Raw genomic sequence first — 23,373 nt, 5'->3', positions numbered from 1 at the left:
ATACTCCGGAAATCATCAAACATATTACCAGAATAACACCCCATAGATAACATCAGGGGATACTTATTAGTATTGTTATAATTCTCAGGGTTATCAATATTGAAATCGAAAGTTCCTGCACTAGAGTGACCAAAAAAAGTAAGGATACTTACGCCCTCATTGATTCGTGAGAATATTTGGTCTGTCAGAGAAGTCTGAATAGGATCCGTACTTGTTTTATAAAAAGAGGTGATTCTTCCGCCAAACAGTCCTTGTTCAACTTCCCTCCCCATATTCGCCAAATTGTTCTTAATACTCTGCTGTTCCGAAGGACTACTGCCACCGCCCAGGTGTAGCACGTTCTTCATCCAGCTGCGGCCTTCGATGGTTTGGGGGCTGCTAGTGACGAAGGTCTCCATGCCTTCTATCTTGTTGAGGTAGAGGCGGACTTCTTCCGGATTGATGGCAGGTAGGCGGCCTAGACTGACCAGCGGAGTGGGCTTGTCAATGCGGGAGGCGAGAAGATTGTCGCTGGCAGGATAGCCAAAGGAGGGTACAAATAAAGTAGTTCCTAAAGCAGCAGAAAGATTTGCCGGCGTTCGGAGGTCGATGTATTCTCGGCCTTTGCCAATGATAAAAAGGTACTTGAAGGCCGGGTTAACCTTGCGTTGCCAAGCGATAAAGTTGCGGATAGCCATTGGGTGCTGCTGGACGCCGTAGCCAAATTGGTCAAACAAATCATCAATGTTTACCACAGCAGTTTCGTAACCGCCACCGATGGAACTGGCGCGGTAGTTGGCATAGGCTTGCACCGGATCATCCCCTCCTTCACGTAGCAAACTATGGGTAAGGATCAGGTAATCGGTGTCCCCTAAGTCTGGAATTTCTAGGTTGGCTGTGCTTATCTCCGGGGAAGGCAGGTTGCTTTCCAGTGCTATTATTCTTAGTTCTCGAGGCTTGGCCGCTACCGGCAATGCAACCCTAAGTAGTCCACCATTTATAGCGCTAACCACAATACGGTAAGCATTTGCCAAATCATAAACAATGGCTGATGTTCCAGCAAAATTCGTTACTTCCAGGTATTGACGGTTGTCAGTAGGTTCGATTCGACAGCTATATGCCGTAGTATTAGCCGCGTCGGGAGTAGCAGGGTAATCCAGTTGAACGAAGCCGATACTCACTTCATCTTTTTCGCCTCCAAGACCTTCCCATTCCAGATTGAGTTCTTCATCAGCAAGGACGCCAACGGGTAAATTAGTAGCAATATTTAGCATTCGCCAATCATAGAAACTATCGGTACGGATAAGGTTACCATCCGCTTTCAACTGCTGAACATGCTGAAATAAGGCTGCTGTGTATCGGGTTTTCAAAATAGGCTCAGGTCCATTACTATAAGCCGATGGTAAGGCCAAGTCTACTGTTTGAATTGTCGATCCATCCGCAAGTAGTTCATTAATTGAGCGACTCCCATAGCCCTCTCCAATACCAAAATGAGAATAGTAAAGTGTGGCTCCGGAAAAGCGGTAATATTCCTTCATAAAATGATCTGAAAAGACCTCTTGGGCTTGTTTCCAAACATAAGGCTCGGCCCCAGGCAGGTTATTCAAGTCATTGAGCAATGATTCATACTGAAGGGCTCCTCCCCCACTTTGCCAACTCAGATAATAGGTTGCTGTGTCGGAAAATAAGCTGTATTCAGGATTTAATTGCTGCGCTTCAGGATTACGGTAAAGGTGCTGATCCAATTCCCCCCTGTTGCGTTGACCATAAAAAACTAAGAAATCACCAGCTCCTAAAGGGGTTCCCTCTACCGCTGTGCTATAATACGGAACGGCTTCACCAGCGTAAAACAGACGGTAGTCTTCACTATTAATACTAGCGACAGGCCACCCCTGATCTATCAATGACTGATAGTTGACACGATAAAAATTATCCTCCGTAAGGGTAAGCTTTAGATGGGGATTCTCGGTGGTGATCCACTCATTGCCATATAAAGTATCCAGACCATCGACAATTTGAGCAAAGGAAATGGTGCAAAATAAGAAGTAAACAGGGATTAAAAGGAGCCGTTTTCTCATTGTCCGGGATTATCATACCTCCCCTAGCAATTTGGCTAAAAGCAAACAACCTTGGGATTGGGTAAAATACACTTGAATCTAAACCACTACCAAAGATACGAAAAGATTGAGGGCAAATCAGCTACCGAAATGGTCTAAAAAGTGACAAGTATGCAGAAGATAGGGGAAATAAAAAGCACCTACACCTAGAGAATCTCTCCAGATGTAGGTGCAAATAACATACTATGAGAAAACTACACAGTACAAATATACGTTTATACGCCCCTCTTAAGTGGCCATTTTAGGTTATGGTGCCTTTGGTGCTGTGGAAGGAGCGTTCGGCTTAGAATAAGGGGAAACTAAAATCAGGCTTCTGCTACAAAAATGCCTTTGGGTACAACATTAATCTGATCAGCAAGCTGCAAAGAAAGGCTAACCGTTCTCCCTTCGTAATCTAATTCTAAGAGACTATCATTTCTGTTGGTAACCTTTAGTTGGGTCCCCGCCATAATTTTTTCTTCCCATAACCTTGCACTCACATAAGCACCGTCCTGATCCGCAGACAAGATGGCTATTTCTCCAACTTTTATTTTACTCAAGGGGAAAGCAGGTTTACCAATACTGCGAGGAATAGGAGACCCGTGTGGGTCCAATTGGGGATAACCCAGCTTTTTATCTACCGCGCTAAGGATAGCTTCTGGCAATAGGTGCTCATGGCGTTCGGCATCGAGGTGAATCTGTTCTTTGTCTAACCCTACCTCTGTAGCCAAGTAGGTTTCCCACAGGCGGTGTGCACGCACCAAACGGCGAGCAGCCTCCACCCCCTGACTGGTCAACTTCAAGCTATCAGCCTGTAGCCACTTGTGGCGGCGTAATTGCTTGATCCCGCGCTGCCAATTCAAGAGGCTTATATCAAGTTTGTCTCGTAACTCAGCGTTTACTGCATGTCCCTTTTGGGCGCTACGGTATAAAGCTTTGAGGATATCTTCCCGGTCAATACGCAGCTTGAGTTGGCGGCGCCGTAATGCTTTTGCAAGCAAACCCTTTTTCGGTGCAAAAAGGACGACCATCAAGTAAAAAGAAGTAGCCGTAACCGCAATGGCTGGCCCCGGGGTCGTATTAAGTACTATTGCCAACAATAATCCCACTACTGCTGAAAGCAGGCCCATGCCCGCAGAAATAACGATGACCTTTTCCATTTTATCAGACAACAACAAAGCCGTTGCCGCAGGAGTGATAAGCATAGCTACCACCAAGATAACCCCTACTGTTTGTAAAGAAGCTACGACTGCAAACGAGAGCAGCAGCATCAAGAAATAGTGAATCAAACGCACAGGAATACCCATTGTTTCTGCAACAACAGGCTGAAACGTAGACACAAAAAGATAGCGATAAAATACGACTACACTGAGGATAACATAAAGTGTCACCAAGCCTGTCAGTAAGAGATCAGTATCCGCTACACCGAGTACATTACCAAAAAGGAAATCCTTCAGATCCAGGTGAACCCCCTGATTACGGCTTATGTAAGAAATACCGATCACCCCAAGGGAAAACATGGCCGTAAAGACAATTCCAATAGCCGCATCGTTTTTGGTATTCACGCGGTGCTGAATCCAGGTGATGCCTACAGCAGTAAGTAAACCTGCGAGCACAGAACCCGTAAAAAAGGCGAGGGTACTGTAGCCCACCAGCAAAAAAGCAACAACTACGCCTGGCAGAATAGCATGAGCAAGCGCATCTCCTACTAAGGACATATTGCGCAAAACAATAAAACAGCCAAGAATGCCGCACATTATACCGACCAAACTGGACGCGAGTAAGGCTCTTACGGCCCAGGTTTCCTGTAAAATATTCAAGAAGTCTATCATCGTATTACAAATGTAACACTTAGTGTAAACAAAAACAACTTTTAGATCAAGCTAAAAGACTTTTATAAGTACTTACCAATTGTTCCGTCAATACCTCGCCTGTAAATTGTTGTGCATATTGAAAACCTGCTTCAATTTTCTTTTCTCGGAGGTCTTCATTTGTTAGCAAAGCAGTTATACCTTCTGCCATTTCCTCAGCGCTGCCAGGATCCACAAGGTAGCCTCCTGGGCCAGCAGCCTCTGGCAGAGAAGAGATATTCGACGTCAGCACTGGCACTCCGCTAAAAAGCGCCTCCAGTACTGGGATTCCAAACCCCTCTACATAAGATGGATAGACAAACAGCTGTGCTTGTTGATAAAGGGCAGGAAGCTCAGCAAATGTTGGTTTTATAAAAATCAACTGGTCCAATACACCCAGTTCCTTAGCGCGTTGTTGCACCCTCCTTTTGTATTCATTACCCTGACCTACTACAACTAGCGGAAGTCTAGTATTCTGGGGTAGCGCAGCGATAGCCTCGACGAGGCCTAATAAATTTTTTCGTTCAATCAATGACCCCACATAAAGCATAAACTCCTGAGGTAAACTATACTCCTCCAATACTGCTGCACGTGCACTAGTCGGCTTTTCCAGCATAAACCCCTCGTGACAAGATTGGTAAATGACTATAATTTTTTCTTCGGAAATACCATAAAACTGCATGATGTCTCGCTTAGTACTTTCACTGATCGCAATAATAAGATCACTATTCTCGCAAGCGTAGCGAAATTTGCGGTCGTAGATTTTACAATCTAACCATTTATACTGCTCTGGATAATGGCGAAAAATGAGATCATGAATCGTCACGATAGTAGGTATCCCTGTTTTAGGAAGGCCAAAGGGAATTTCGTGACTTAAACCATGGAACAAATCAATTTTATCTTTTACAAGGTCTGCCGTTTGTCGCCAACTACGCCATAATAAGCGGCGGCTTTTAGTAGGCGTCCGGACCGTAAACATTGGACTATCCAGGAAGAATTGTGTCTGTGGGGTACGACTAACTTTAGGCGTATAGAGGAAGTATTCCTCATCAGGATGGAAAGAGGTAAGATTCCGTAAAAGGGTACGGCTATAATTTCCTAAGCCGGTAAAATTGTTAAAAATACGTTTACTGTCGTAACCGATTCGGTGCATGAAGTTGCCGGTTAATAACAAAGCACCATTTGTTAGTCAAATGGTGCTTTGGATGGTGGTATATTAAAGAAAAAAATCCACTAGACCGAGAAACTTTCGCCACAGCCACAGGTGCGCGAAGCATTCGGATTATTAAAATAAAAGCCTTTCCCTTCCAGCCCCCCCGAAAACTCAAGGGTCGTATTACAGAGGTAAAGGAAGCTCTTTAGGTCGGTAACAATTTTAACGCCATTATCTTCAAACACCTGATCATCTGGACGTGGCTGATTGTCAAAATCCATCTGGTAAGATAAGCCTGAGCAACCGCCACTTGTGACCGATACACGGACGAAGTGCTCTTTGGTGAGCTGGTCCTTGTGTTCAATCTCTCTAATTCTCTCTTTTGCACTGTCGCCTACAAAAAGCATACATTCTCCAAATTTATGATCAATAACGTTCTTTACCAATAACCGATAAGGTTGGGTGAAAGTTTTAGTAGAGCTAAATATACCGGTAATTGAGAACTAAAGTAAGGAAATTATAAGGAATATCTGTTATTGAAGAGGAGAGATAAAACGAGGTCTATTGAATTATTTGGGCACATCGGCCCCAAGTGGAGGGCCCACCCTCTTGCCAGATCGCCGAAACTGTCCCTGACCAAACCGGCCCATAGGACATGCGTCATCATCTACTACAGTATCCCGTAGCAGCCAAGCAACACGCAAAAATAAACCGCTGAATGCCCTCATGACAAACTGAGGGGTATTACCTTCGATATGCCCAGCATTTGTCAGGCTGCTGAACGCAGTACAAAAATACCAAAATCCACAATAAAAACAAAATAATTATAAATGAAAAAAATAAAAACATTTACAAACACCCTCATCTACCCCCACAATGGATTCGCTGCCCGAACACTATTTACCCCAAGAATAATCCACTCCGCCACGAGGTCAACATCCTCTTCTTTATTAAATCTACCGAAGCTCAGGCGCAGCGACGCGTGTGCTTGGTCACTGGTGAGGCCCATCGCTTTAAGTACGTGACTGGGGTCAAGTGAAGCCGAAGTACATGCTGAACCTGAAGATACTGCTAACTCCTGATTGAAAGTCCTCATTACATCCTCGGCATCCGCATATTCAAAACATAGGTTCGTGATTTGTGGCAACCGCTTTTCACTATTTCCATTTATGCGAACCAGCTCTAAACCTTCCAAAAGTTTACGTTCAAGTTGATCGCGCCATACAGATAAACGGAGCATTTCCTCGGCCATCTCTACCTGAGCTATTGCCGCTGCTGCGCCAAAGCCCACAATACCGGGTACATTTAAAGTCCCTGATCTACGCCCTCTTTCATGACCGCCGCCCATCAACTGGGCTGTTAATTTCACAGGAGGATTTTTACGCCTCACATAAAGTGCACCCACTCCTTTGGGACCGTACATTTTATGTGCCGAAAACGCCATTAGATGGACTCCCGCCGCAACTGGATCAACAGGAATTTTACCTACTGCTTGGGTACCATCACAGAAAAAGAATACCTCCTTGCGGGTACACATTTCTCCAATAGCATTCACTTCTTGTACCCCCCCCGTTTCATTATTGGCCCACATAATGGCTACCAAAACCGTATCCTCTCGGATAGCAGCTTCAAGTTCTTCTAAATCAATTCGGCCTTGTTTATCTACCTCCAAATAAGTGACTTCTGCCCCCTTTTCTTCTAGCCATTGGCAAGTGTCCAATACAGCTTTATGCTCCGTCTTTACGGTGATAAGATGCTGCCCTTTACGTTTATAAGTATCGTAAACACCTTTAATTGCAAGGTTTATAGCCTCCGTTGCACCACTGGTAAAAACAATTTCTGTCTTATCTACCCCCAATAATTCGGCCACCTGCTGACGTGCTTTGCCTACGGCATCTTCGGCTTGCCAACCAAAGGCATGGGTCCTACTAGCAGCATTTCCCGGCTGGTCATAAAAATAAGGCAACATTTTGTCGACCACCCTTGGGTCTGTTGGCGTGGTTGCACTATTATCTAAATAAACCATACGATTCTTCATAAGACAAAAATAAGGATTCCATCAAGTAATTCACTCGCAATTCAATACCTTTAGGCTATAAAGAACTGTGGTAACAAGAAACAGTATGCCACTGAGATTAAAGTGCCCTGATTATGCCTACCAATTCAAAACTATTCAATTCCTTTTCTAACCCTACCAAGGAACAATGGTTGGAAAAAATAACTCGTGACCTAAAAGGTAAACCTCTTGAAGAGCTCGAATGGCAATTAGAAGAACACATTCGGGTGGCGGCTACTTACGGAAATGAGGATGACCTGAGTAATAACACAGCGCTAAATTCAGGGCGAAACAACAATAGCTGGTCTATTGGGGAATACCTCCTTGTTCGTGACCCTAAAGAAGCCAACACTCAGGCCTTGGAAGGTTTGCAGGGAGGTGTAAATGCGCCTTTATTCCACCTACACCATTTGCCCAGTCTGGAGGAATTAGACATACTTTTAGCTGATATTGAACCTTCTTTTATTTCTATTCATTTTGCTCCGGCATATCCAGGAAAAGATCCCGCTGAATTATTCCGCAATCTCATCTATTATGCCAGAAGGCGCAATTTGAAACTAGCAGACATTTATGGCTCTATGGATTTCGATCCTTTGCTAGACTGGTCAGAACCACCATTTACAGCCTTGGCTCGCCTCTTGAAATTTGCGCAACAACACACACCCAACTTCAAGGTTTTACAAGTTAATGGTCTAACGCTCCACACCGGTATTGAAAATACGAGTAGAGAACTAGCCTTGCTTATCGCCAAAGGAGTTTCTTATCTCAACGCCATGGAGGAACAGGGTATTCCAGCTGCTGTTACCAACCAGCACTTACAGTTTTCGGTCGCGATTAGTACCAGCTATTTTGTAGAAATTGCAAAAATAAGGGCACTAAAAATCCTTTGGGCCAACGTTCTCAATGGTTTTGGATTAGCTAATGAGCCCATACCACCTATCGCTGCACATCTCGCTGCCGAAACCCAGACCGATCAGCGTGAGTACAATATGATTAAGGCAGCCACCCAGGGAATGTCAGCCATCATAGGTGGCGCATCCTTTTTGTACCTTCCTCCAGCAGACCTTCGTACCAAAGGAGAAAGTAGTTCTTTCACTCGCCGAATTGCCAGAAATGTGCAGCATTTACTACAAATGGAAAGCCATTTAGACCAAGTTGTTGACCCTGCTGCTGGCAGCTATTATATTGAACACCTCACCCAACAATTCTGTGAACAGGCCTGGAGCAAATTCCAGCAAATAGAGACACAGGGTGGGTTCCTTCAGTTGGCGAATCTATAAAAATCAAGACGGCCCTGCTTCCGCAAGAGCGGGAAGCAAGGCCGCACGACACAACTTTGTGTAATAACAAAATTGTCTTTCCTGATTTTTACTAAGGCAACAGTACCGTATCAATCGCGTGTACCACACCATTTGTACCTTGTACATCAGTAGCAATAATGGTTGATGTATTGGAACCTGCAATAATTACTGGAGCACTACCAGACAAATCGATAGAGAAGGTAGAACCTTCGAAGGTTGTAACATCATTACCACTTACAATGTCAGCAGCGCGAACATTAGCACCAGCAACTACGTGATACTTTAGTACCGCCTCTAGCGTAGCTACAGGGATATCTGCTAGGGTATTCCAGTCAGCATTCGAAGCCAACAAGGCTTCAAACGCAGCGTTAGTAGGCGCAAATACCGTAAATGGCCCGTCGCCAGAAAGGATACTCACAAAATCTGCCGTCAGGTCTGTACGTGTTAACGCAGCTACAAGGTTACTGAAAGTAGGATCAGCAGTAGCAAAAGTGACTACATTCGCCGGCGCAATAACTGCATTTACCGTGTGAATCACACCATTGGCTACTTCCTCATCGGCAGCAGTCACATCTACAGCACCATTGATTTTCACACCACCACTCGTATTCACATACAAGGTGAGAGGCTCATCAGTTGCATACTCAGCCAGCGTATTGTAGAAAGTAGAGGTCAGCTTACTGGATGTTTCCTCTGTTGGCAACACATGGTACAACAATACCGTTTGCAAAAGCGCAACTGGTACATCATTTAGAGACGCAAAGTTGTTGGCTGCCAAGAATGCTTCGAAAGCAGCGTTGGTAGGTGCAAACACCGTCAATGATGAGGTTCGGTCATTTAGCGCGTCTACCAAACCAGCAGTAGTTAGAGCATCAACAAGGATACTGAAGTTGGCATTATCTTGTGCAAACTCAACAATGGTTGGATCATCCATCACATCATCATCGTCACAAGAAAGAAAAGTAAAAGATAGGGCGAACATCATCAGGATGCTCAAAGCATACGAATGCACTTTCATCGTAGATTGTTTTTTTGGTTGTTTTTAGAAAGTTTACGGTAGGGAAACAGGGGCTTATTTTATTTGTTCATGCCTAGTTTGGCAAATGGCTGTTGGCTGACAAACAGGTAAATGAAGACCGAAATTTCAGAACAATTATAGGTGCTGGCTATTGGTCTGTGCTTCCACAAATAAAAAATGCAGAGGGAAGCTTCCCTCTGCATTTTCACAAATATTAGAATTCTCGACTTTTCTACTGCTTAACCAGCTTCAAAGTACGACCACCTAGCTGTACGAGGTAAATCCCGTTTGGCCAAGCAGTTGTTGTCAATTGATGCTGTAGCGTGCCAGCGGCTACTTTCTCTTCCAGCAGCAATTGGCCACTGATATTGAATACCCGCAAGCGCATATCCTCCGTATTTGAGGTAGGCAGCAAGAGGTTGACCATCTCGCTTGTAGGGTTGGGGTACAACAAGAAATGGTTACCAGCACTGATTTCTTCTGTGTCTACCACCGCATTTTCATCGATTTTAATATCAAAACGTTGCACTGGCAAGAAGCCTCCCGTGCCATCTTCGACCACAAAAGTAAAGCCATCGTTGATGGCATCAGGATTCGTGTTCTGGTAGCGAAGATTACTTGCATCTATCGTCCCTTGGGTAAAGGTGCTACCCGGTGACAATTCCTGGTCGATGAGGTACAGTGTACCGTGCCCCGGGGTACTCACCAAAGAATAAGTCAGGTCAAATGGCCCTTGCTCGGTGTCTGTAACTTGTAATAAATCATTGGTTACCGGATTGCTCATCAATGGTGGCACAAAGAGTGTATCGTTGCTCAATAAAGCCGGCGCAGCTGAGTTTCCAGCAGCACAAAACTCGAGGCCCCATTCTGAAATCTGTCCGGACGAACCAAAGCCTGTTTCCAAAATTTTCACTTTCAAGGTCCAAATGCCTTCACTGTTTTCTCCATCAAAAGCAGAAAGGGCTTCTATTGGCTTAAAAAGAATTTGATCATCTGGTGGACAAATGATTTCATTTGGTGCTTCGTCATCAAAACCTATTGCCACTACATCAGAGCCAAAACAATCCCCATCATAAAGTCGTACTTCCGTACCTGCTGGGCTAATCAGCGAAATATAGAAATTTTGAATAGGCTGATAACGGACACGGAGAAAAGGAATATTAACATCACTAATCACCCCGTTAAATGGTACAAATACTTGTGAAGTCACCGTTGGCGGCAAGCCGGTTCCTGGGATATTTACCGGTGTATCTTCGGCCAATTGTTGGGTACAGAGTACGTTCACCGTGTGGAACACCTGCGGTGCTTGCCATTCACCAGTCCCACATTCATTGATAGCACGAACCCGCCAGAAAAACAGGTCATTGTTTTCTAATTGGGTCAACTGAATAACTTCCGTCTCTGAAATACCATACCGGCTATCTAAAACATTGGAAAAACCAGCGTCATCAGAAAGCTCCCAATCGTATAATTGTGCATTGTCCAATGGTGTCCAGGTATAGGTTGTACCCAAAGTGATATTGGGCTCCCCTTCTACAGGCGTCAACAGGCTCAGGTCGCTAAAATCATTATCAACCAACTCCAAGTAGATGGTACGATAGCTAGTATCCAAATCGGTCGTAGCTACAGCAACTTCTATTTCTAAGGGGCCATCATAGTCTTCCAGGTTACTAAAATCAAGCTGTAAACTTACGCCTTCGCCCGGTGCAAAATCGTTATTTGAAAAAACAGCATTAACGCCCTCTGGCAGTTCACTACTGATACTTAAGTTAATAGGCGTTGTATAGTCAAGTACAGCCCCTGTTGTAAAGTCAACAGTCGTTACATCTGGCAAACAAAGCTGCTGAAAAACAGGACCATAATTCAAAGTATAAGTAGGTACAGTTGCTGGCTCGATACTGAAATTAGCATTAGAAATATCAAAAAAGATATTGTTGGCCGCTTCTACCCTGACACGCATATTGCTACCAGTCACTTCAGGTACGGTAACAAAAGCAGTCCCGCTATTGGGTACTCCACTCACCAAGGTATATGGGTAAGTTTGACCACCATCACTCGATAAACGGATATTTACCAACTGACAATTTACGAGTTCATTGGTTGTATTGGCTACATCCCAGGTTACTTCCCGGTATTCTCCGGCTTGCCAAACAGTGCTGCTATTATTTGGTGACATTACCAAAAACGGACCTGCCGTAGCAGTGCTCTTAAAAGCAACATCTGCCCAAACCGTTGCACCAATCTCAGGACTATTATCCCTGACGGTACAACGAAAAGCGATGTCTCTACTATAAGTGGGCAGTATCTCTGTAATCGTACTATTATTGCTTAGTAAATCAATAAGTCGTGGCAATACCCGGTTGGAAGCTGTCGTTGGCGGGTAGCTTCTGAATATCGGTGCGTTGCCAAAAGGCGCACCCAAATCAGAAAGTGGACCTAAATTCATTTGTTCCCAACAATAGGTAACCGGGTCTTCCTCGGCGTCTACAACAGCTGCATCCAATTCAAAAGGTGTGCTGATTGGAATATAAAAACCATCCGTATAATTAAGGGTAATTTTAGGTTCAGTATTGTCTGTTGGAATGACTGTTGCACAGGCAGCAGCATTACCTTGCCGAGTGTATTCGGTAAATTGCTCAATACTATGCCCGTGGTAGTAATCATCATTGTCGAAGGCTACATTTTGATTTCCACAAGAGCCTGCATAGGACATAATGGTAGTGCCTGAACCTGGCTCAAAGGCAGAACCGCTAGCTAACTGTCCCAAACTGTTTGGGCAATTGCTCCAAGAATGAGCTGTTGCAAACTGGTGGGCTACCTCGTGGGTGAATACCCGACGGATAATAGAAGCAACATTATTACTATAATGACAGGTTACTCCCCGGTCCTTGCCCGGTGTACATACCTGGCCACCAACAACACCGCCTACATCCGTACAGGAGCTTGTAAAAACGTGCCCCATATCATAGGACGAAGTAGGAAAACCGGCACTGGTAATAGCCCCTTGCACTTGGCTCAACAGCTCTCCTCCTTGATCAGCATTGATGAAGGGGTCGGTACCCGCATTCAGGTAAACCAATAGTTCCTGGTTCTCTATCAAGCGAATACGCACGCCAACTTCGTTTTCGAACGTAGCATTGGCTAGGTTAATCGCTGTTACAAAACTACTTAGAACAGCCTCTACTGTGCCTCCTTTCTGCGCAGCATACTCGCCGGTACAGGTAAGTGCCATTACATACTCGTAGATATTGGCGGTGGTACTTGCAGTTGTTCTATTTATCTCTGAAACAACCTCTCCGTCTGTATTGATGGTTTTGGGATCTTCTGTTTCTGAAGGCTCGTAACCACAAGCCAACTGAGGAAGTTCTTCCGGCGTCAAAACGAGATCATGGTTAAAGTAGACAACATGAACGAACGATTGATTACTCGCATAAGGCTCTACAAACACTTCTCCGTCATAAGAGGTATAAGTTGCTGTGATTCCCTGTGGTGTAACGGTCAGGCGTCCTTTGTATTGAGGGGCTGATACATCCTGAACACGATAAGTACGCAATTGTGGCCAACGGGCCTGCAAGGCTTCTGGCATAACAGGACTTTCTACGACCCGAAAGGTACGCATCGTCCCATCAGGCAGTGGCAATTGAATTTGAGTAGCTGATCTTGTAAGGCTCGTATTTACCTCCAAAGGGGCATATACCAAAGCTTGACGAAGGTCGCTAACTTCAGCAGTGAGTGTTGCATATTCCGCCAGCGGTAGATTCACCTCAGCGTTTACTTCTAACTGAATTTCTGATTCATCTACAAACGTGAACGTCTGAGCAGACAATCCAAAACCAAATAGAAGGACAAGCAAATAGGTAGCTATTATTTTCATTAATATAATTTTATTGCACTAAAGTGCTATCGCACTTATGAGCCTACACAAATTAAACAGTAAACGAGGAAGTAAAAATAAAACAAGTTCGGGAAAAGACCTTTTGTAAATGACTTTATGTCGGTTAATTACTAGAAGAAACCCTACTCAGAGGAAGGAAGGCGCATTACGAAAGCTGATCCGACACCATTGGTGGTGTCCTCTATCCAAATTTCACCACCATGCAATTCTACAATCCTACGACAAATAGCTAGGCCAATACCTGTGCCAGAGTAGGCCGCACGGGAATGTAGGCGTTTAAACATTTCAAAAACATGTTCCCGATATGCTTCATTAACGCCGATACCATTGTCTTCGAAATAGAGCTTAACAAAACCAGGAAGCGAATCAGATTTTACCCTAATTGTTAAACAAGGCTGCTCAGCTTCATTGTACTTTAAGGCGTTTTCTAATAAATTTTGAATCAATTGCTGGAGTAACTCTTCATCTCCTTTAAGCAAGGCATCTCCCTCGAATGTTATCTGTAATTGTTTCCCGTCATTTTCATTCCACAATCTTTTACTGATTTCCTTGGTGATGCCTACCAGGTTTACCGGTTCAAAAGAGAGCCCTTCCTGGCCTAAGCGGGAAACCGTCATTACCGCCTCAATTAAGCGGTTCATTCCTTGTACATTGCGTTCTATAAATTCTAGGTATTCCTCCACTTCAGAACCAGCCGGTGGTGCCAATCGTCGGCGTAGTAAACCTGCAAAACTCCCGATATTTCGAATAGGTTCTTTAAGATCATGAGAGGCAATAAAAGCAAACCGCTCAAGTGCCTGGTTAGATGTTTCCAAATCCTGGGCATAAGCAAGAATTCGGGCTTCAGACATTTTATAATCCGTGAGATCTGTACCAACGAATACATAACCTCGCCTAAGGTTACCTCCCAAGCCAAGAATTTTTTTATAGATTGGGGTAACTAAAAAAAATAAATAATTATTCTGCCCGCCAACGGAAATATTGGTTTCATAATTCCCCCGTTCGTTCTGCTCAAGCGCCAGTAGGCGTTCTTTTGTTTTCCCCCATTCTTTCCCAGTAAAAACTTCGTTTAAATACTTGTCTTGCCAATTTTTCGCACTCCCTCCCATCAACTCTAAAAAAGCCGAATTTACTTGCTTAATCCTAAAATCTCTATCCGTCAAAATAAACCAATTGGTCATCGTCTTCAAGAGACTAGGCACTGCATGTTGTGACTGTAAATCAGTGAGCTGTAGATTAATAATCATCAATCCAGTGAAAAGCCCCCCTATCGCAACGTTAATACTCTCATTAAGTAAACTGGGTATGCCAAAAAAATAAGTAAGCAGGTAGTTTTGAACAAATGACCCTATCATAACCAAGGAAAAAATGATAACTATTCCCATCCGAATTCCTCTGGTAGAACTATTAAACGCATAATGATATGGCAAGTAAGAGAAGTAAATACACAGTCCATAGGTCACTATCACTCCACCCAATCTAAAAAAATCATACCCCGTATAACTGTCCATCATTAATGCTAAACGACCATTTTCATTAAAAAAAAGATCTCCATGCCCATGCTGGGTAAACCCCTCTAGGTACATAAATCCCAAAACAATCAAAAAGGCAATAATAAGACTGGAGTGTTCCCACTTTTTCATCTCGCGAGGCGCAAACTGCTTGGCATAAAACCACATTGTTAACAGCATGCAAACGACCGTCAGGTTCCAAACATTCTCCTGCCAGCGCCTAAGCTCTAATGCTTTTGCCAAATCCGTAACCGACTCCATTTCGAAAAAAAACAGATTCTGGATAAAGAGTAGCAATGTGGTAGCCATGAACGTTTGGTACATCCTCCGATGGGTATCCAACCAGTACACACGTAACCCCATGACGAGGATCGCAAATCCACTCAGAAGCGTAAACCAGTCTATGGATATAGAACTAAACATGAGCGGATGTCATAGATAAAGAAGCTCTAGAAAAGCAATTATTAGTGGTTGTCAAAACGACAACTTATTTATAAAAGTAATATACATTCAATTAATTATAGAAAGTATTTTTTCGGAGGCCGACCAAAACCATCAAACTATGCTTTCTGACCATCGCAAAAACCAAAGCGCATTGGGTAATTTTATGCTAAGGACTTATTGGTGCTGACAAAGAAATTCTCCAACACGGTTTAATCACCAAAAGACAAACCGATCGCACGTGCCGTCCGTACCAGCTCATGATCAGGAGTAACTACTTTATTGGCCTTTACCGCTTCTTTTAAAGGTACACTAACAAATTTGTTGTTTTGATAAGATACCATTTCACCAAACTCTCCGGCTGCCACCAACTCGAAGGCTTTCACACCCATTGCTGTAGCTAAAATACGATCAAAAGCTACCGGAGTTCCTCCTCGTTGGATATGTCCGAGCACTGTGGTGCGTATCTGGGGCTGACAGCCCATTCTTTCCAGTTCAAAACGAAGCGAATTACAGATTCCGCCCAGTTTCAGGTGCGGATCACCAGCATCATGAGCAACCGATCCTACTACCTCCCCATCCAGTGGCTTAGCACCTTCAGCAATCACAATATTCATAAATCCTTTACCTTTCTTGTATCGCTTGTCTATCTTTTTCTTAATTTTTTCAATACTGTATGGGATTTCAGGGATCAGGCAAATTTCTGCTCCGCCAGCAATTGCGGTATGCAAGGCTATCCACCCCGCATCGCGTCCCATCACCTCCATAATAATAATCCGATGATGGCTCTCCGCGGTAGTGACCAACTTATCAAAACAATCGGTCGCAATCTGTACTGCCGTAGAGAAACCAAAGGTATAATCCGTTGATCCCAAGTCATTATCGATGGTCTTGGGCACACCAATGACAGGTACTCCCTGCTCGAATAAATGCTGCGAGATGCGTTGGCTGCCGTCACCGCCAATATTCACAACAGCTGAAAAATTCAGGTCTTCTAACTTTTGTTTCAATTCCTGGCTACGATCTACCAACTCCACCGACCCATCTTCCTGAGGTACTGGATAAGCAATGGGGTTGCCCTTGTTAGTAGTCTTTATTATTGTTCCTCCCCGCACGTGAATACCTGCCACGCGCTTAGGCGTAAGTTTCACCAAATCTGTGGGGGTACTCATCAGTCCGTTAAAGGCCTCCTTGCTTCCCCATACCTCCCAGTCGCCTGACGTTTTTGCTGCTTTCACCAATCCACGAATCACTGCATTGAGCCCTGGACAATCACCACCGCCTGTGGCTACAAGAATTTTTTTCATCACTATTTTTTGTTGATCCTCCAACATCTTTTGCTTTGCGAGGTGCTAAGATATATGGAATTGTCGGAAGAGGAATAAGCAAAGCTTAGGAAACAAGATGATTTCTATCAGCCAGATTCGATATAAAATTCACCTTTCCTCTCTTTCTGGTCGTAATCTAATGTGTACCACCGCTAGCCAAATATATTCAATATCTCACATACGTAAACTACGTGTTAAATTTCCGACAAGTATTCCTTATTCGTCATTTGGCATACCTGCCAAACCATTTTGATCTCCTATTTTTGGCGAAAGACGACTTAGTTCTGGGCCCAACAAGGGCAATTTATTAGCTACAGTATTGATTATCAAAAAAATGCTTCAGTTGGTTACTTATCAGCTAAGGCCAAGATATTTTTTTATTTTATTTTAAATCATAACCTTAATTATCTCATGAGTCTAGATTTACTTTCTACGGCTTTTTTCAGAGTTTTACTGGTATTGTTTTTGAGTTCGGCAGTCTTGACGACTGGACGCTCTCAAACGACTATTGCCAGCCAAGACTTTGATACGCCGTTCAACCTGAACAATCAGATGATCAATCCTGACGGTTCAAACTTTATGTCCTTCGGTGACATATTTAATGTTACTGATCGAACAGGGTCTGGTAATCCTGCTACGGGACTACCTTTTGTAGTTGCTGATGATTCAGTCAATGGCACTTGCCGTAGCAACGGAACTTATACGCCAGATAATGCAGGCTTCATTACCTGCAATTATCCTGACGGTAATTTCTTTGCTATTGCAGATGTCGAAAATGGTGACAACACTAATCCCGGAGGAATGGGATACGTTGATATGGAGTTCCAAATTGACAATGCAACCGACCTCGTGGTCTCCATCGATATGGCTGCTATGGGTAATTTTGAATCCAGTGACGACATATACAATTGGTCCTATTCTTTCGACAACGTCTCTTTTACCCCGCTTTTTACCAGCTCAGTGAATGAATCAGGCTCGCAGAACTACACCATGGAGAGTGGATTAGTGGTAAACCTAACTGACCCTGTAGTCGTAAATGGAACGACCTTAAACGATAACTTTCAAACGATAAGTGGTGCCTTGACTGGCACGGGTGCAATCCTATACCTGCGCTTAGAAGCATCTAGTAATGGTAGCGATGAAGCTTTTGCGTTTGATAATGTTGTAGTGACTGGTACTGCTACAAATAGCATTGTTATCAGTGAATTTGAACCCAACCCACCGGGAACTGACCCATCTACTGTAAGTTTCGAAATCGCTGGTGGTACGCCAGGAACACCTTTCGACTTATGGGTTCTCGGCATTGAAAGCGATGGCTTTGACGGAACAATTGATCGTGCAACCAATATTACCGGAACGTTCGATGCTAATGGCCTTGCCGTTGTTTTAATTCCTGACCTGGAAAACCCTTCCTTCACCGCTGTTTTGTTGGATAACTTCACTGGTTCAATTGGTGATGATATTGATCCAAACAACAACGGTATGGGTTTAGATTTGAGCACTTTTGGTACTGTGCTCGACGCTATCGGTATTCCTGACGCTAGTGGCGATGCAGCGACCCAGTACGGAGCATTGCTCGGTGGGCAGGATTTTGCTTACACTGGTGACGAACCTGGGTTAGTATTTCGCGAAGCTAGCACCGGCGACTGGTACGCCGTAAATGACCCTGCTAATGGAGAAGTATTTGATATCAATGCAGTAGATGTTACACCTGCTGTTTTTGAGAGTGACCCAACTGCTGGCACAACTTTTGGCGCAATCAACCCTGCTTTGGGCTCTATAGATTGTTCCATTACCAACGTAGTGATTACCGAACAACCAGTTTGTGGCGACATGCCTTTTCAGGACGATTCTTACTTCGAGCTAACCTTCGATGTAGCGAATGGTTCTGGAGATTATATCATTCTCAACCCGGCCAATAATACTTCCTACCACTTCGAATTAAACGCCGCTACTGACGGTACTATCTTGAGTGGTGGCCAGGCGAATGCCGCTGCGACGGAAGGTAGCACAGCCAACGTAGTTGTAGTGGATCAAATGAATTCAGCTTGTAGATCTACCCCTGTGTCAATCACATTACCCTTCTGCCCACCCATCGTTTGTCCTGATGTAGATGACGCTTTTATTAGCGAATTCCACTACGACAATACAGGTGGAGACGAAAATGAATTTATCGAAATCGCCATTGCTAATGATTTCGACGGCGATGTAGACAATCTCGTACTGACCTTATACAATGGTAGTAACGGTAGCGTATACGGTAGCTTTGACTTTTCCGACTTTACAGAAGGAGATGACGATGGTATTTTCACCTACTATACTTTGGTTACCGCAGTGAACGGTATCCAGAACGGTTCTCCTGACGGTTTGGCACTTTCTTGTGATGATATGCCATTAGAATTCCTTAGTTACGAAGGTGACTTCATGGCGCAAGCTGGTCCTGCACAAGGCATGACAAGTACCGATATCGGCGTTTCCGAACCAGGTAGTGCTCCATTGAATTCCTCTTTACAATTGATCGACGGTGTTTGGACCCTGACTTGCCAAAACACCTTTGGTACGACCAACGAGGATGTCTCTTGCTGTGACATCGTTTTCGACGATTTCACAATTGTCGACGAATCTTGCGCGGGCGAAGGCGACGGTAGCATTACCGTGACGGCTTCTTGCGTCTCTTGCGATGGCATCCTCTATTCTTTTGATGGTGGTGAAACCTTCGGCACAGAAAATACTATTAGTGGCCTTGTAGAGGATTGCTACACTGTCGTTATTCAAGCCATTGGCGTTGAAGACTGTGAGGTTTCCCGCGTGCTAATCGTTGAAAACGACAACCCTACCGTCATCCCGCAAATCGAAGAATTGAGCTTTGTTCGCGAAGCTATGATCGAATTAGCTGGTGCGGAAATCGTAGCCTACATTCCAGACAACAATACTGCCGCTGTTACCAGCGGAGACGGACTACAGCTGGTAGATCTTAGTGATCCTACCGCACCGAGTTTACTTACGACTATCACTCCTACCAGCCTTGGATTTAGCAGTGACGAAGTATCTAGCACAGCATACAGCAATGGCATCCTTGCCGCTGCCGTTCCTAATGACGATACGCAGATGCCTGGTGACATACTGTTCTTTGACGCCAGCGGTACCTTTATCAATTCCATTACTGTTGGTGCATTGCCAGACATGGTGAAATTTAGCCCTGATGGCTCCAAGCTTTTGGTAGCTAACGAAGGCGAGCCTAATAGCGACTACACCATCGACCCAGAGGGTACCATCTCCATCATTGACCTTAGCGGCGGCGCTGGAGCAGCTACTACAACCACTGCTGACTTTACTGCTTTCAATGCTAGCCAAGCTACGCTGCAAGCACAAGGTGTACGCATTTTCGGCCCTGGTGCTACCGTTGCACAAGACTTGGAGCCCGAGTACATCACCATTACAGATGATGGTGCTACGGCTTATGTGACCTTACAGGAAAACAACGCTTTTGCTGTTGTAGATATCGCTTCTTCTACCGTTACTGAAATTCGTGCCCTAGGCCTTAAAGCATACTGTGAACCAGGTAATGATATCGATGCAAGTAACCAAGATGATGGTATCAATATCAAAAACTGGCCTGCTGTTGGCATGTACCAACCAGATGGCATCGAATGTTATACTGCCAATGGCCAAATGTACATTGTTTCTGCCAACGAAGGTGACGCACGTGATTATGACGGATTTTCTGAAGAAAATCGTGCGGACGATCTAAATCTGGACGAAGCAGCGTATCCCGATGCTGCCGATTTACAGCAAAATGAAAACCTAGGTCGCCTTACTATTACTACAACAGAAGGTGACCTAGATGGAGATGGCGACTACGACCAAATCACCTCATTTGGTGCACGTTCTTTCTCTATCTGGAATGCAACCACAGGTGATCTCGTTTTTGATTCAGGCAGCGACTTGGCTAACATTTCTGCCCTCATTACGCCTACTTTCTTCAATGCCAACGATGGTGATGAAGGTGAATTCGACAACCGTTCTGACGATAAAGGTATCGAACCTGAAGGAATCGCAATCAAAGAAATTGGAGGCTCCGTTTATGCCTTCGTAATCTTTGAGCGTGCTGCTGGTGGTTTTGCAGTTTACAACATTACCGACCCTGTTGCACCTTACTTCGTGACTTATGTCCCTGGTGCCGATGTTGGCGATATTGCTCCGGAATCCATAGTTGTGGTTGACCCTAATAACAACCCAACAGATGGCTTCCTGGTGCTTCTTGCTAGTGAAGATTCAGGTACCCTATCTACTTTCTCCGTTACCGACAATAAGGAAACAGGTATTATCCCTGTAACTGTACTGGCCAACGGAGGTTCTGGCGTTTACACGGCCTACAGTGCCACTATTACTGGCGGAACCGCCGCTGGTGAAGTAAGCCTCTATGACGGCGACACGGAGAATCCTATTTTGGACGCTACCCAAGTAACCGAACCAGGTACCGTAATACTGGAAACCCAAGTGACCGATGAAAATGGCTGTGTCACCATAGTAACAGAAACAATTTTCGTTGTTCCTGCACTTGAGCGTGACATCGCTATCTCCGACCCTTGTTCTTGTTTGGACAACGCTACCGTCCTTGATTTCGATAACAATACCGGTGGCGACGATGGTCAATTCTCAGAGCAAGTAGCTATTACCGGTCTTGACGGCACAGCACTTCCTACTGGTCTTGATTTCCGGGTAGTGAGCATCACTGGCGGAACAGATGCCAACAACGTTCCTATGGTAGGTACTCAAAGCGATGGCACTCCATTTGCGGGAGAAGAGCCATTGATCTATGATCCTGTTACGGGCTATTACACTATTGATTTTGTATTTATAGAAAATCAAGGCTACACCATTACCGTAGAGCAATTTGTTGCAGGTAACGCTACTGGCGGAACCTTTACTATTGGTAATAATTGTGCCTATCCGAATCCGGTATTTGACCCGATTCTCGATGCTATTTACTGTAACTTCGAAACAGCTACTACACTTGGTGCTGATGACCTTGAAGGCCTTGGTGCTGATGCAATCAACTTTACCATTAATGGACAAGCAGCTACTGAATTTGATCCTGTTGCTTTAGGAGCAGGTATCCATACCGTTGTTTTGACTTACGATGGTGCTGCTGATGCCAACGGAGGAATCTCTCCTGACGGAGGTACTGTTCCTGCATTCCCTGGCTGTACGCAGACTGCTCAAGTAGTAGTTGAGGTAGAAAGCCTGGATGTAGGTTGTATTGCGGACCTCAATGTCACGCTAGGTGAAGCTTGTACAGCCATTATCACTCCTGAAATGGTGTTGACAGGCTCCTTTACTTGTGCTGACGAGATCATCGTTACTGTTGATGGCGGCAACTCCAATGCTATCACAGGATGTGGTGCTCATACCTTCTCTGTAGACGTATTCGTTGCCGGTGAACTAGTCTACACCTGTTGGGGCGATATCTTCGCAGAAGACAAAACCGATCCAGTAGTAGAGTGTCCTGCTGACGTTGACGAAGCTATGGTAACTTTCGAGTTGCAGACACTAGAAGGTAGCATTGATGGCACCGAAGAGACGCTGGCATTGGCTGATTACAGCTGTTTCCAGAACTTCTTTGATCCTATCGCTGGTACGGACTATTCTTACGACTTGATCACTTTCACAGTGAGCGAGACGGATGTATACAACTTCTTAGTTGATTCAGATGTGGCTTCTACCGTTATCACCTTATTCAATGGTGATTTTAACGAGACCAACCCATGTGAGAATGTTTTAGGAGGTTCTGATGGTGCTTATGCGATTGTGGACTTCTTCGGGATTCAGTTTGCTTCTTTCTTCAACCAGAACCTACGTGTTCCATTGATGTTGGAAGCAGGAAGCACTTACACGCTGATGGTAGCGAATGACGGTACGCCTACGGATTACACGGTAGGTGTAGTTAGTGATAATGGTAACGCTGTTAGTGCTGTCGGACTTAGTACTCCTCAGCCTGTAGATATTCTTGTTCCTTTTTACTGCGAAGACGTTGATCTGATTAGATTCCAAACTCCTCAGCACTGGATTGCTGATGCTAATGGTGTATTGGACTTCACTGCAACACGCAACACCTTCTTTGGAGGTAGCACTGCTGCATTGAACGCATTCCTTGAGAAGCTTGGAATGACTGGTTTACCTGTAGTTGGAGACAATTGTGGTCCTGTATTGGTAACCTTGTCTGATGTATTAACAGAAAGTGGTGACTGTGGAGATATTACCCTTACTCGTACTTTCACGGTAGCTGATCGCTACGATGGAGCCTGTGTCGGTACTCCACGTACTGTTGATTGTGATCAGGTGATCACCTTTAGCCGTCCTTCTTTGATCAGCGATGTATTCGGTACTGATCCTAGCTTGGTATTGCCTCCGTTTACCGGCATTATCGAGTGTGATGAAGCTTTTGAAACTGATGGTTCTATTGGTGGTCCTGATGATAATCCTACTGCTCAGGCAGCTGGACAGCCTTTCATTCTGACAGTGTCTGGATACGTATCTCTGGATCAGGTGTTCTGTAACATTGGTGCTTCTTATTCAGATGAGCCTCGTATTGATATATGTGAAGGATCTTATTCTTTCCGTCGTGAGTGGAACTTCATCGACTGGTGTGCTCCAGCAGAGAACTTCATTTTCCAGCAGTACGTAAAAGTAGGCGACTTCACTGGTCCAGTAATCAGTGGTATTCCTACCGTAATCAACGTAT

The 23,373-nt window shown here is 44.5% G+C and carries 11 protein-coding genes; 2 read left to right on the top strand and 9 right to left on the bottom strand.

The window, feature by feature from the left end; all coding sequences use genetic code 11:
• The 5 genes from ACRBG0_RS26355 to ACRBG0_RS26335 form a co-directional block, all read right to left on the bottom strand.
• The coding region (locus ACRBG0_RS26355; protein WP_431489817.1) for a C25 family cysteine peptidase at positions 1-2,057 on the bottom strand (2,057 nt) is incomplete at its 3' end.
• Positions 2,058-2,401: 344 nt separating this feature from the next.
• Complete coding sequence (locus tag ACRBG0_RS26350) at positions 2,402-3,907, bottom strand: iron chelate uptake ABC transporter family permease subunit (protein WP_431489816.1); 1,506 nt, start codon at positions 3,905-3,907, stop codon at positions 2,402-2,404.
• A 46-nt stretch (positions 3,908-3,953) separates the two neighbouring features.
• Positions 3,954-5,078 (bottom strand): glycosyltransferase family 4 protein, encoded by a 1,125-nt coding sequence (locus ACRBG0_RS26345; protein ID WP_431489815.1) that lies wholly within the window; start codon positions 5,076-5,078, stop codon positions 3,954-3,956.
• Positions 5,079-5,158: 80 nt separating this feature from the next.
• A complete protein-coding gene (locus tag ACRBG0_RS26340; RefSeq protein ID WP_020539062.1) occupies positions 5,159-5,485 on the bottom strand; it encodes a HesB/IscA family protein in 327 nt (108 codons plus the stop codon).
• Between the two features lie 458 nt (positions 5,486-5,943).
• A complete protein-coding gene (locus ACRBG0_RS26335; RefSeq protein ID WP_431489814.1) occupies positions 5,944-7,116 on the bottom strand; it encodes a cysteine desulfurase family protein in 1,173 nt (390 codons plus the stop codon).
• 113 nt (positions 7,117-7,229) lie between these two features.
• On the opposite strand from ACRBG0_RS26335, the gene ACRBG0_RS26330 reads away from it, so the two are divergent.
• Positions 7,230-8,414 carry a methylmalonyl-CoA mutase family protein gene (locus tag ACRBG0_RS26330; protein ID WP_431489813.1) on the top strand — a complete coding sequence of 395 codons (1,185 nt, stop codon included), beginning with the start codon at positions 7,230-7,232 and terminating at the stop codon, positions 8,412-8,414.
• Between the two features lie 91 nt (positions 8,415-8,505).
• Here the strand turns inward: ACRBG0_RS26330 and ACRBG0_RS26325 are convergent, their stop codons facing one another.
• The 4 genes from ACRBG0_RS26325 to ACRBG0_RS26310 all read right to left on the bottom strand — a co-directional run bounded on the left by ACRBG0_RS26325 (position 8,506) and on the right by ACRBG0_RS26310 (position 16,607).
• Complete coding sequence (locus ACRBG0_RS26325) at positions 8,506-9,453, bottom strand: fasciclin domain-containing protein (RefSeq protein ID WP_431489812.1); 948 nt, start codon at positions 9,451-9,453, stop codon at positions 8,506-8,508.
• A gap of 232 nt (positions 9,454-9,685) precedes the next feature.
• Positions 9,686-13,327, bottom strand: a complete 3,642-nt coding sequence (locus ACRBG0_RS26320) for a reprolysin-like metallopeptidase (RefSeq protein ID WP_431489811.1) — start codon at positions 13,325-13,327, stop codon at positions 9,686-9,688.
• Positions 13,328-13,470: 143 nt separating this feature from the next.
• Entirely contained in the window at positions 13,471-15,282 is a 1,812-nt protein-coding gene (locus tag ACRBG0_RS26315; RefSeq protein WP_431489810.1) for an ATP-binding protein, read from the bottom strand.
• A 230-nt stretch (positions 15,283-15,512) separates the two neighbouring features.
• Positions 15,513-16,607: a 6-phosphofructokinase gene (locus ACRBG0_RS26310; protein WP_431489809.1), complete on the bottom strand. Its 1,095-nt coding sequence runs from the start codon at positions 16,605-16,607 to the stop codon at positions 15,513-15,515.
• A gap of 432 nt (positions 16,608-17,039) precedes the next feature.
• Between ACRBG0_RS26310 and ACRBG0_RS26305 the strand changes: the two genes are divergently transcribed.
• A partial coding sequence (locus tag ACRBG0_RS26305) for a choice-of-anchor I family protein (RefSeq protein ID WP_431489808.1) occupies positions 17,040-23,373 on the top strand: 6,334 nt, incomplete at its 3' end.

The sequence above is a fragment of the Lewinella sp. genome (genome assembly GCF_050633125.1).
Lineage (GTDB): Bacteria > Bacteroidota > Bacteroidia > Chitinophagales > Saprospiraceae > Lewinella.
The sequence above is the reverse complement of the archived record's forward strand: the minus strand, read 5'-3'. Positions and strand labels throughout refer to the sequence as shown.

Excerpts from the sequence above, each read along its gene's own strand:
- ACRBG0_RS26320 (WP_431489811.1), bottom strand. The coding sequence starts at position 13,327 with ATGAAAATAATAGCTACCTATTTGCTTGTCCTTCTATTTGGTTTTGGA.
- ACRBG0_RS26335 (WP_431489814.1), bottom strand. The coding sequence starts at position 7,116 with ATGAAGAATCGTATGGTTTATTTAGATAATAGTGCAACCACGCCAACA.
- ACRBG0_RS26325 (WP_431489812.1), bottom strand. The coding sequence starts at position 9,453 with ATGAAAGTGCATTCGTATGCTTTGAGCATCCTGATGATGTTCGCCCTA.
- ACRBG0_RS26330 (WP_431489813.1), top strand. The coding sequence starts at position 7,230 with ATGCCTACCAATTCAAAACTATTCAATTCCTTTTCTAACCCTACCAAG.
- ACRBG0_RS26345 (WP_431489815.1), bottom strand. The coding sequence starts at position 5,078 with ATGCACCGAATCGGTTACGACAGTAAACGTATTTTTAACAATTTTACC.
- ACRBG0_RS26315 (WP_431489810.1), bottom strand. The coding sequence starts at position 15,282 with ATGTTTAGTTCTATATCCATAGACTGGTTTACGCTTCTGAGTGGATTT.
- ACRBG0_RS26340 (WP_020539062.1), bottom strand. The coding sequence starts at position 5,485 with ATGCTTTTTGTAGGCGACAGTGCAAAAGAGAGAATTAGAGAGATTGAA.
- ACRBG0_RS26350 (WP_431489816.1), bottom strand. The coding sequence starts at position 3,907 with ATGATAGACTTCTTGAATATTTTACAGGAAACCTGGGCCGTAAGAGCC.
- ACRBG0_RS26310 (WP_431489809.1), bottom strand. The coding sequence starts at position 16,607 with ATGAAAAAAATTCTTGTAGCCACAGGCGGTGGTGATTGTCCAGGGCTC.